Origin of the sequence: Microbispora sp. KK1-11, from assembly GCF_006874435.1 — a bacterium.
In the GTDB taxonomy this organism is placed as follows: Bacteria; Actinomycetota; Actinomycetes; order Streptosporangiales; family Streptosporangiaceae; genus Microbispora; species Microbispora catharanthi.
The window spans coordinates 271,831-283,268 of record NZ_VIRJ01000004.1; the positions used below are offsets into that span (position 1 = coordinate 271,831).

The window sequence follows — 11,438 nt, forward strand, 5'->3', positions numbered from 1 at the left end:
CTGTGGTCCTGGTCTGCCTGCCGCCCGTGCGGAAGAACCCGGCCTGACCGTGAGCCCGGCCCCGTTGACGAGTAGATCGACTGGTCGATATAACTTCGTAGACCAAGCGTTCTATTCATCCCAGGGAGCCGAAGTGCCGCAACGAACCACGGCCGAGGTCATCGACCGCTTCAACCACGCGTTCGTCCACCACGACCCCGAGATCCTCGACGACCTGATCGCCGACGACTGCGTGATGGAGGCGATCCAGCCGGCTCCGGACGGGGAACGCGTCGAGGGACGCCAGGCGTGCCTGACGTTCTGGCGGGCGCTCGCCGACGATCGCACCACCCAGTTCGGGCCCGAGGACGTCTGGGTCGACGGCGACCGCGCGACGATCCTGTGGCGCTACCGCTTCGGCGAGGGCCCCGAGGACTCCGTGCGCGGAGTGAACCTCATGCGGGTCCGGGACGGGAGAATCATCGCGGCTCTCGGCTACAGCAAGACCGGCGCCCCCGTCCCGCTCGCCACCGACTCCGAGGCCCGGGCCTGAGGATGCGCAGCTACCACCTCGACAGCGGCGCCGGGCTCGCGGGTCTGACGATCAGAGACCACCCCGACCCGGTCCCCGGCGCCGGTCAGGTCGTCGTCGCCGTACGCGCGGCGTCTCTGAGCTTCCGGGAACTGATGATCGCCCGCGGCGACTACGTACTGCCGGTGAAGCCGGACGTGGTCTCGCTGTCCGACGGGGCCGGCGAAATCGTGTCGGTCGGGCCCGGGGTCGACTCCCGGCGGATCGGCGAACGGGTCACCGCCACCCTCTTCCCGAGCTGGCAGGACGGCCCGTTCGGCATCGAGCACCTGCCGCAGCGCGGCGGCTCGCTGGACGGCATGCTCACCGAACGCGCCGTGGTCGACCAGGACGCCTTGGTGCCGGTCCCCGGCCATCTGTCCTACCAGGAGGCGGCGACGCTCCCGTGCGCCGCCGTCACCGCCTGGAACGCCGTGACCGGCGCGGACGGCCTGCGTCCGGGCCAGACCGTGGTGACGCAGGGATCGGGCGGGGTGTCGCTGTTCGCCCTGCAGTTCGCCAAGACGCTCGGCGCACGGGTGATCGCCACCACCAGCGGCCCCGAGAAGGCAGCCCGCCTGCTCGACCTCGGGGCGGACGAGGTCATCGACTACCGGGCCGTCCCCGACTGGCCCGCGAGGGTCCGCGAACTCACCGGCGGGCGGGGCGCCGACCGCGTCATCGACGTCGCCGGCCTGCTGGACCTGTCCCTCAAGGCGGTGGCGGTGGCAGGGCACGTCGCCTGCGTGGGCTTCGTCTCCGACACCGCGCCTACGCTCGACGCCCGCACACTCTTCGCCTCCGGCGCCACCGTGCGCGCCGTCGCGGTCGGCAGCCGAGCCCAGTTCCGCGCCATGAACCGGGCCATCGAGGTCAACGACCTCCATCCGGTCGTCGACCGCGTGTTCCCCTTCGACCAGGCTCACGACGCCTACCGCTATTACGCCTCGGGCAAGGCGTTCGGCAAGGTCGTCATCACCATCTGACCGGCCAAGCCCGGCGCCACACCGAACACGTACGAAGACGAGGCCCCGTCCGACTCCTCTCGGACGGGACCTCGCCTGCTTCCCCGGGGAGGCCACGGCACGTGCGGCGACGCGTTTGCGGCCGAAGCGGCGGGCCGGGCGGGAAGGGGTCAGACGAACAGGGAGTCGAGCGCGACGGCGAGGAACAGCAGCGCCAGGTAGATGTTCGACCAGTGGAAGAACCGCATCGGGCGCAGGTCGACGCCGGTCTTGCCGGCGTTCACCCGGCCGAGCAGGCGGTAGACCTCGACCAGGCAGACCGCGCCGAGCACGAGCGCGGCGGCCGGGTAGAGCAGGGAGGTGCCGGCGATCGGCCACAGCAGCAGCGAGCACAGCACGGTGGCCCAGGTGTAGGCGACGACCTGCTGGACGACCCGGCGCTCGGTGGTGACCACCGGGAGCATCGGCACGTCGGCCGCCGCGTAGTCCTCGCGGTAGCGCATGGCGAGCGTCCAGGTGTGCGGCGGCGTCCAGAAGAACACGACACCGAACAGCACGACCGGGGCCCACGACAGCCCGCCGGTGATGCCCGCCCAGCCGATCAGCACCGGCATGCAGCCGGCGATGCCGCCCCACACGATGTTCTGCGACGTGCGCCGCTTGAGCACCAGGGAGTACACGAAGACGTAGAACAGGATCGCGCCCAGCGCCAGCGCCGCTGCCAGCACGTTGACCGTGAGAGCGAGCCCGAGCGTGGAAAGAGTGCCGAGAATCACACCGAAAATCAGCGCGCCCATCGGCGACACGTCGTGCTTGGCGAGCGGCCGCCTGCGGGTGCGCCGCATCGTCCGGTCGATGTCCCGGTCGATGTAGCAGTTCAGGACGTTCGCGCTGCCCGCCGACAGGGTGCCGAACACCATGGTGGCCGTCGCGGTCCACAGGTCGGGCAGGCCATGCGCCGCGAGGAACATGACCGGCAGGGTCGTGATCAGCAGCAGCTCGATGATCCGAGGCTTGGTGAGCGCCACGTAGGCCTTCACGAGCGCCCCGATGGAGCGGGGAGCCGTGGCCGTCGCGGCGGACCCGAGGGGGGCCACCGTCTGCTTGTTCGTCAGGACCGTCAAGGCGCTTCCAACACGTGCGGGGTCAACGCGTAACCTCTGATTAGGGCGGATCTCCGGGCAGCCTGTCTCCGGGCAGCAGCCGGCACTTGCGAAATCACTGTAGTCGCCACCGCAGGTGGTCCCCGAACCGGGGCCGAAGCCGCAGGCGCCGTTACCGAGGTGGCTACCAAACGGTATTACGAGGAACCCGTTAGGGTCCCCTGTGGGCGGGAAATGCCAGAACCGGCGCGAAAACAAGAGGGGATCGAGCAGTTGAGCAGCGCAAGCCTTGAGTGGAGTGACCTTGACCGGCAGGCGGTCGACGTCGTGCGGGCCCTGGCGATGGACGCCGTGGAGAAGGCGGGATCGGGTCACCCCGGCACCGCGATGAGCCTCGCGCCCGCCGCCTACCTTCTCTTCCAGCGGGTCCTGCGTCATGACCCCTCGGATCCCAAGTGGGTGGGACGTGACAGGTTTGTCCTTTCCTGCGGGCATTCGAGCCTGACGCTTTACATTCAGCTCTACCTGTCCGGCTACGGCCTGACCCTGGACGACCTCAAGGCGCTCCGGCAGTGGGGCAGCCTCACCCCGGGCCACCCCGAGTACGGCCACACGGCCGGCGTGGAGACCACGACCGGCCCGCTCGGCCAGGGCGTCGGCAACGCGGTCGGCATGGCCATGGCGGCCCGCCGCGAGCGCGGCCTGTTCGACCCGGACGCCGCGCCCGGCGCCTCGCCGTTCGACCACATGATCTGGTGCTTCGCCTCCGAGGGCGACCTCGAGGAGGGCATCAGCCACGAGGTCAGCGCCCTCGCGGGTCACCAGAAGCTCGGCAACCTGGCCGTGGTCTTCGACTCCAACCACATCTCCATCGAGGACGACACCCAGATCGCCCTGTCCGAGGACATCACCAAGCGCTACGAGGCGTACGGCTGGCACGTCCTGGAGGTCGACTGGACCGCGACCGGCGAGTACAAGGAGGACGTCCAGGCGCTGTACGACGCGCTTGAGGCGGCCCGCGCCGAGACCGAGCGGCCGACGTTCATCAAGCTCCGCACGATCATCGGCTGGCCGGCGCCGAACAAGCAGAACACCGGCAAGATCCACGGCTCGGCCCTGGGCGCCGACGAGGTCGCCGCGACCAAGCGCGTCCTCGGCATGGACCCCGAAAAGAGCTTCGCGGTGCCCGCCGAGGTGCTCGACCACGCGCGTGAGGTCGTCGAGCGCGGCCGGGCGCTGCGCGCCGAGTGGGACAAGAGCTACCAGAGCTGGCGCGAGGCCAACCCCGAGCGGGCGGAGCTGTTCGACCGGATCTCCAAGCGCAAGCTGCCGGAGGGCTGGGACAAGGCGCTGCCGTCGTTCGAGATCGGCTCGCAGGTCGCCACCCGGAAGGCGTCCGGCGAGGTGCTGAGCGCGCTCGCGCCGGTGCTGCCGGAGCTGTGGGGCGGCTCGGCCGACCTCGCGGAGTCCAACAACACCACGATGAAGGGCGAGCCGTCCTTCATCCCGGACGAGTACCAGACCAAGGAGTTCCCGGGGAACCGGTACGGCCGGACGCTGCACTTCGGCATCCGGGAGCACGGCATGGGCGCCATCCTGAACGGCATCGCGCTGCACAACGGCACCCGCCCCTACGGCGGCACGTTCCTGGTGTTCAGCGACTACATGCGGCCATCGGTGCGGCTCGCCGCGCTGATGAAGCTGCCGGTGACCTACGTCTGGACGCACGACTCGATCGGCCTCGGCGAGGACGGCCCGACCCACCAGCCGATCGAGCACCTGTGGGCGCTGCGCGCGATCCCCGGCCTCGACGTCGTCCGCCCGGCCGACGCCAACGAGACGGCGGCCGCGTGGAAGGCCGTCCTCGAGCACAACGACCGCCCGGCGGGCCTCGCCCTGACCCGGCAGAACGTCCCCACCCTGGACGGCGCGGGCGACCCCGACGCCGTCGCGCGGGGCGGCTACGTCCTGCAGGACGCGTCCAACGGCCAGCCCGAGGTCGTGATCATCGGCACCGGCAGCGAGGTCCAGCTCGCCGTCGAGGCTCGCACGATCCTGGAGTCGCAGGGCATTCCGACCCGCGTGGTCTCGATGCCGTGCGTGGAGTGGTTCCGGGAGCAGGACGCCGCCTACAAGCAGACCGTGCTGCCCCCCGCCGTCAAGGCCCGGGTCGCGGTCGAGGCGGGAATCACGCTCGGCTGGCGCGAGTTCGTGGGAGATGCGGGCGAGGTCCTGGGTCTCGAGCACTTCGGCGCCTCCGCGCCGTACAAGACGATCTACGAGCAGTTCGGCCTCACCGCCGACCGCGTCGTCGCCGCCGCCAAGGCCAGCCTGGCCAAGACGGGCGCCGACAAGGGCGAGACGACCGGAAACTGAGGGACGAAGGATGAATGAGAATCTGAAGCGGCTGACGGACGCCGGAGTCTCCATCTGGCTCGACGACATCAGCCGGGAGCGGCTGCGCTCCGGCAACCTCGCCGCCCTGATCCGCGACAAGAACGTGACGGGGGTCACCTCCAATCCCACGATCTTCGCCTCCGCGCTGAGCAAGGGCGACGCCTACGACGCGCAGCTGCGCGACCTCGCCACCCGCGGCGTCACGGTCGAGGAGGCCGTACGCGCGATCACCACGTTCGACATCCGCTGGGCGGCCGACGTGCTGCGGCCGGTCTTCGACGCCACCCGCGGCGTCGACGGGCGCGTGTCGATCGAGGTGGACCCGCGCCTGGCCCGCAGGACCGAGGCGACGATCGCCGAGGCCCGCGCGCTGTGGTGGCTGGTCGACCGGCCCAACGTGCACATCAAGATCCCGGCGACCGTCGAGGGCCTGCCGGCGATCACGCAGGCCATCTCCGAGGGCATCAGCGTCAACGTCACGCTGATCTTCTCGCTCGAGCGGTACCGCCAGGTGATGGACGCCTGGCTGAGCGGCCTGGAGAAGGCGAAGGCCAACGGCCTCAACCTGGCCACTATCGAGTCGGTCGCGTCGTTCTTCGTCAGCCGCGTCGACAGCGAGATCGACAAGCGCCTCGACAAGATCGGCACGCCGGAGGCCGCCGAGCTGAAGGGCAAGGCCGCCGTGGCCAACGCCCGCCTGGCGTTCGCCGCGTACGAGGAGGTCATGAACTCGCCGCGGTGGCAGGCGCTGCGCGCGGCCGGCGCGCACCCGCAGCGCCCGCTGTGGGCCTCCACCGGCGTGAAGAACCCGGACTACCCCGACACCCTGTACGTGGAGCAGCTGGTCACGGCCGGCGTGGTCAACACCATGCCGGAGAAGACGCTGGACGCGGTGGCCGACCACGGACGGATCTCGGGCGACACGATCCGCCCCTTCTACCAGCAGGCGTGGGACGTCATGGCCTCGCTGAAGCAGACGGGCATCGACTACGACGACGTCGTCCGCGCGCTGGAGGAGGAGGGCGTCGAGAAGTTCGAGACGTCCTGGAGCGAGCTTCTCGAAACCGTCGACGGCGAACTGCGGAAGGCCTGAGCTACCTATGACAATCGAGGTGACCCTCGGCGACGAGGTGGACGCCGTCAACGCGGTGAAGGACAAGCTCGTCGCCGAGGGAGTGCCCGCGGCCCTCGCCGCGGGCGACTCCACGCTGTGGGGCCCGCAGGCGCAGTCCGAGGCCGCGATCCGGCTGGGCTGGCTGAGCCTCCCCCGGACGAGCCGGGAGCTGCTGCCGGAGATCGCCAAGCTGGTGGAGCGGGCCCGCGCCGAGGGCCTGGACCACGTCGTGCTCGCCGGCATGGGCGGCTCCTCTCTCGCCCCCGAGGTGATCTGCGCCACCGAGGACGTGCCGCTGACCGTCCTCGACACCACCGACCCGCACCAGGTGCGGCGCGCGCTCGCCGACCGGCTCGACCGCACCATCGTGGTGGTGTCGAGCAAGAGCGGCGGCACGATCGAGACCGACAGCCACCGGCGCATCTACGAGAAGGCGTTCCGGGACGCCGGCATCGACCCGGCCGAGCGGATCGTGGTCGTCACCGACCCCGGCTCCCCGCTGGAGCAGACGGCCATCGAGGCCGGCTACCCGGTCGTCCTGGCCGACCCGAACGTGGGCGGCCGCTACAGCGCGCTCACCGCGTTCGGGCTGGTCCCGAGCGCCCTGGCGGGCGCGGACGTGACCGGGCTGCTCGACGACGCCGCCGCGGTGGCGCCGCTGCTCGCGCAGGACGAGGGCAACCCGGGCCTGGACCTCGGCGCGCTGCTCGGCGCGCAGGCGCTGCACGGCCGCGACAAGCTGATCCTGCGCGACGGCATGTCCGACATCACCGGCCTGCCCGACTGGATCGAGCAGCTCATCGCCGAGTCGACCGGCAAGGAGGGCAAGGGCATCCTGCCCGTCGTCGGCGCCGAGGCCGCGGAGGCGGACGACCAGTTCCTCGTCACCATCGGGCCCGACAGCGGCACGACCGTCGACGGCCCGCTCGGTGCGCAGTTCCTCGTCTGGGAGTACGCCACGGCCGTCGCGGGCCGGGTGCTCGGGATCAACCCGTTCGACCAGCCCAACGTCGCCGAGTCGAAGGAGAACACCACCCGGATCCTGCAGGAGGCCGGGGACGGCCCGCTGCCGACCGGCACCCCGGTGCTCACCGACGGCCCGGTCGAGGTGTACGGCGACCTGCCCGGCGACCTCAAGAACCTGGCCGACGTCCTCACCTGGCTGCTGCGCGCGATCCCCGAGCGCGGCTACCTGGCGATCATGGCGTACCTCGACCGCGAGGCCGCGTTCGACGCGGCGGTCGTCGGCGAGGCGTCCTTCGAGGAGATGACCGAGACCTGGGCGAGCGCCGACGTCGCCACCCTGCGGGCGCTGCTCGACTACCGCACCGACCACGCGGTCACGTTCGGCTGGGGCCCGCGCTTCCTGCACTCCACCGGCCAGTACCACAAGGGCGGGCCGGCGACGGGTGTGTTCCTGCAGATCACCGGGGCGGTGACCGACGACATCGAGGTCCCGGGCAAGCCCTACACGCTGGGCAGGCTGCAGCTCGCGCAGGCGCTGGGCGATCTGGGAGCCCTGACCTCCCGCGGCAGGCCGGCTGTGCGCCTGCACCTCACCGACCGCGTCGCCGGGGTCAGGCATCTGCTCTCCGTGGCGGAGGAGCTCTGACCATGCGATGCGTTACTGGCGAAGGGGCCGTCCGCAGGGAGGACACATGACGGAGCAACAGGAGCCGCAGGCCCCCGCCGACGACGCCCTGCGGGCGCCGGAGCCGCGCAGCGTCGCGCAGGAGGCGGGGGACGAGCTGACGAGCGCGGAGCGGACGGTCCTGGCCGCCGCTCAGGCCGCCACGACGGCGACCACCGAGCTGACCATGGCCGCCAACCCGCTGCGCGACCCGCGCGACCGGCGCCTGCCCAGGGTCGCCGGGCCGTGCGTGCTCGTGCTGTTCGGCGTCACCGGCGACCTCGCCAAGCGCAAGCTGCTGCCGGCGATCTACGACCTGGGGAACCGGGGGCTGCTGCCCCCGGGCTTCTCCCTGGTCGGCTTCGCCCGCCGCGACTGGGCGCACGAGGACTTCGCCCAGGTCACGTACGAGGCGGTCAAGGAGCACGCGCGGACGCCGTTCCGCGAGGAGGTCTGGAAGCAGCTCAGCGAGGGCATCCACTTCTGCCCGGGCGAATTCGGCGACGACGGCGCCTTCGACGTGCTCGCCATGATGCTCAAGGAGATCGACGAGACCCGGGGCACCGGCGGCAACTACGCGTTCTACCTGTCGGTGCCGCCGAAGTTCTTCCCGCTCGTGATCGAGCAGCTCAAGCGGACGAACCTGGCCAAGGCGCCCGAGGGCTCCTGGCGCAGGGTCGTCATCGAGAAGCCGTTCGGGCACGACCTGAAGAGCGCCCAGGAGCTCAACGCGATCACCAGCGCGGTGTTCCCGGAGAGCTCGGTCTTCCGGATCGACCACTACCTCGGCAAGGAGACCGTCCAGAACATCCTGGCCCTCCGCTTCGCCAACACGCTGTACGAGCCGATCTGGAACCGGGGCTACGTCGACCACGTCCAGATCACGATGGCCGAGGACATCGGCATCGGCGGCCGGGCCGGCTACTACGACGGCATCGGCGCGGCCCGTGACGTGATCCAGAACCACCTGCTCCAGCTCCTCGCGCTTGTCGCGATGGAGGACCCCACCTCCTTCGACGCCGACGCGCTGCGCCGGGAGAAGGAGAAGGTGCTGCGGGCCGTCAAGCTGCCCGCCGACCTGGCCACGGGCACCGCCCGCGGTCAGTACGTCCGAGGCTGGCAGGGCGGCGAGCCCGTCGTCGGCTACCTGGAGGAGCAGGGCATCTCCCCCGACTCCACCACGGAGACGTACGCCGCGGTGAAGCTGGAGGTGGCCAACCGCCGGTGGGCAGGGGTGCCGTTCTACCTGCGTACGGGCAAGCGGCTCAGCCGCCGCATGACCGAGGTGGCCGTCGTCTTCCAGCGGGCGCCTCACCTGCCGTTCAGCAAGGACGACACCGAGATCCTCGGGCACAACGCGCTGGTCATCCGCGTCCAGCCGGACGAGGGCATCACGGTGCGCTTCGGCTCCAAGGTGCCGGGCACGGCCATGGAGGTCAGGGACGTCAACATGGACTTCGCCTACGGCGAGTCGTTCATGGAGTCCTCCCCCGAGGCGTACGAGCGGCTGCTGCTCGACGTGCTCATCGGCGACCCGCCGCTGTTCCCGCACCAGCGGGAGGTGGAGCTGTCGTGGATGATCCTCGACCCGATCGAGGAGTTCTGGGCCTCCCAGGGCAGGCCCGAGGGGTACCCGTCGGGTTCCTGGGGTCCCGCCTCGGCCGACGCGATGCTGGCCAGGGACGGACGCGCCTGGAGGCGGCTGTGAGCGCGGCGCATCTGGGGCGGAGCGAGCGGAGAGCGGTGTGACGACCTTCAACCTGACCGAGACGACCGCGTCGAAGATCTCTTCGACGCTCACCCGCCTGCGGCACCAGATGGGCGCGCCCGCCGTCGGCATGGTGCTCACCCTCGTCGTGGTGGTGGACGAGGCGGGGCAGTACGACGCCCTGCGCGCGGCCACCGACGCGGCGCGCGAGCACCCCTCGCGCATCCTGATGGTGATCATCCGCGACCCGGCCGAGCCCAACCGGCTGGACGCGGAGATCCGCGTGGGCGAGTCGGCGCCGGGCGAGGTCGTGCTGCTGCGCCTGTACGGCGAGCTGACCGAGCACGCCGACTCGGTGATCACGCCGTTGCTGCTCACCGACACGCCGGTGGTGGTGTGGTGGCCGGGCGAGTGCCCGGAGATCCCCGCCAAGCACCCGATCGGCCACCTGGGCAGCCGCCGGATCATGGACGCCAGATCGGCCGCCGACGCGGTCGCCGCCATCTCCTCGCGGGCCGGCAGCTACGTCCCCGGCGACACCGACCTGGCCTGGACCCGGCTCACGCCGTGGCGCAGCCTGCTGGCCGCCGCCTTCGACCAGCCCATGGGGAAGATCATCGGGGGCGTGGTGGAGGCCGCGGCGGGCAATCCCAGCGCGCCGCTGCTCGCCGCCTGGCTGTGCGACCGGCTGGAGGCGCCGATCGAGGTCGCGCCCTCCGGCGGCCCCGGCTTGACCGGCGTGCGGCTGTCCATCGAGGGCGGTGGCGAGCTGACGGTGAGCAGGACCGACGCCAGGCTCGCCACGCTGTCGCGGCCCGGCAACCCCGACCGGCGGGTCGCCCTGGCCCGCAGGCCGACCTCGGAGCTGCTGGCCGAGGAGCTGCGCAGGCTCGACCCCGACGACATCTACGCCGCCTCGATCCGCCGCCTGGCGGAGATGAATGGGCGGGGACGGGTGTGACCGGCGTTCCCACCGTCATCGTCCACCGGGACGCAGAGCTGCTGGCCCAGGCCGTGGCCGCCCGCCTCATCACGGGGCTGGTGGACACGCAGGCGGCCCGCGGTTCCGCGCACCTGGTGCTGACCGGCGGCACCGTGGGCATCGCGACGCTGGCCGCCCTGGCGGGGACGGCGGCGCACGACGCCATCGACTGGCGGGCGCTCGACATCTGGTGGGGCGACGAGCGGTTCCTGCCGACCGGCCATCCCGAGCGCAACGAGACCGGGGCACGCCAGGCCCTGCTCGACCACGTCGACGTGGACCCGGCGCGGGTGCACCCGATGCCCGGCCCCGACTCGGGGATGACCGCCGAGGAGGCCGCCGACGCGTACGCGGTGGAGCTCGCCAAGGCGGCCAGGCCGGAGGACCACGGGCCGGTGCCCTCGTTCGACGTGCTGCTGCTCGGCATGGGCCCCGACGGCCACGTGGCCTCGCTGTTCCCCGGCCAGCCGGCCGTCTACGAGGAGGAGCGGCCGGTCGTGGCCGTGCACGGCTCCCCCAAGCCGCCGCCGACCAGGCTGTCGCTGACGTTCCCCGCGCTGCGGGCCGCCAGGGAGGTCTGGGTCGTCGCGGCGGGCGAGGAGAAGGCGCAGGCGGTCAGGATGGCGCTGTCCGACGCCGGACCGTTCCAGATTCCGGCCGCCGGTGCGCGCGGGCGGCAGCGCACGCTGTTCCTGCTCGACCGCGCCGCCGCGCACAAGATCCCACCATCCCTGGGACGGATCGCCTCCCCCTGACGGGAGATCACAGCCGGGAGATCACGACGGAACGGCCGGGCCGGGGCACACGCCCCCGCCCGGCCGTTCCATGTCCACAATTCTCCCGTTTTGCGCGGAATACGCTTTAAGTCCAAATTGATGGAGTTCGCCGAAGGTCAGGGAAGCCCGGGTTACTATTTCCGCCCGGTAGTGATTCGCATCAGCGGCCACGGCGAAATGCGAAGCCACGAGGAACGCGACGGGCGGGAGGCG

General features: G+C 71.3%; 9 protein-coding genes. 8 read left to right on the forward strand and 1 reads right to left on the reverse strand.

Annotated features, from left to right (window positions below):
• Positions 1–133: 133 nt before the first annotated feature.
• Positions 134–532, forward strand: coding sequence for a nuclear transport factor 2 family protein (locus FLW16_RS08890; RefSeq protein ID WP_142559482.1), 399 nt, complete (start codon positions 134–136; stop codon positions 530–532).
• 2 nt (positions 533–534) lie between these two features.
• Positions 535–1,536, forward strand: a complete 1,002-nt coding sequence (locus FLW16_RS08895; RefSeq protein WP_142559483.1) for an NAD(P)-dependent alcohol dehydrogenase — start codon at positions 535–537, stop codon at positions 1,534–1,536.
• 149 nt (positions 1,537–1,685) lie between these two features.
• Here FLW16_RS08895 and FLW16_RS08900 read toward each other — a convergent pair whose 3' ends face one another.
• The gene (locus FLW16_RS08900) at positions 1,686–2,639 is read right to left on the reverse strand and encodes a heme o synthase (protein ID WP_142559484.1); all 954 of its coding nucleotides are present in this window, start codon (positions 2,637–2,639) and stop codon (positions 1,686–1,688) included.
• Positions 2,640–2,852: 213 nt separating this feature from the next.
• On the opposite strand from FLW16_RS08900, the gene tkt reads away from it, so the two are divergent.
• The 6 genes from tkt to pgl all read left to right on the forward strand — a co-directional run bounded on the left by tkt (position 2,853) and on the right by pgl (position 11,204).
• Entirely contained in the window at positions 2,853–4,994 is a 2,142-nt protein-coding gene (gene tkt, locus FLW16_RS08905; RefSeq protein ID WP_185949326.1) for a transketolase, read from the forward strand.
• A 10-nt stretch (positions 4,995–5,004) separates the two neighbouring features.
• Positions 5,005–6,108, forward strand: coding sequence for a transaldolase (gene tal, locus FLW16_RS08910; protein ID WP_142559485.1), 1,104 nt, complete (start codon positions 5,005–5,007; stop codon positions 6,106–6,108).
• A gap of 7 nt (positions 6,109–6,115) precedes the next feature.
• Positions 6,116–7,741 (forward strand): glucose-6-phosphate isomerase, encoded by a 1,626-nt coding sequence (locus FLW16_RS08915; protein WP_142559486.1) that lies wholly within the window; start codon positions 6,116–6,118, stop codon positions 7,739–7,741.
• A gap of 205 nt (positions 7,742–7,946) precedes the next feature.
• Positions 7,947–9,467, forward strand: coding sequence for a glucose-6-phosphate dehydrogenase (gene zwf / locus FLW16_RS08920; protein WP_142559566.1), 1,521 nt, complete (start codon positions 7,947–7,949; stop codon positions 9,465–9,467).
• A 37-nt stretch (positions 9,468–9,504) separates the two neighbouring features.
• The gene (locus FLW16_RS08925; RefSeq protein ID WP_142559487.1) at positions 9,505–10,428 is read left to right on the forward strand and encodes a glucose-6-phosphate dehydrogenase assembly protein OpcA; all 924 of its coding nucleotides are present in this window, start codon (positions 9,505–9,507) and stop codon (positions 10,426–10,428) included.
• Entirely contained in the window at positions 10,425–11,204 is a 780-nt protein-coding gene (gene pgl / locus FLW16_RS08930) for a 6-phosphogluconolactonase (protein WP_142559488.1), read from the forward strand. Before FLW16_RS08925 ends, pgl begins: the two co-directional genes overlap by 4 nt.
• Positions 11,205–11,438: the final 234 nt, after the last annotated feature.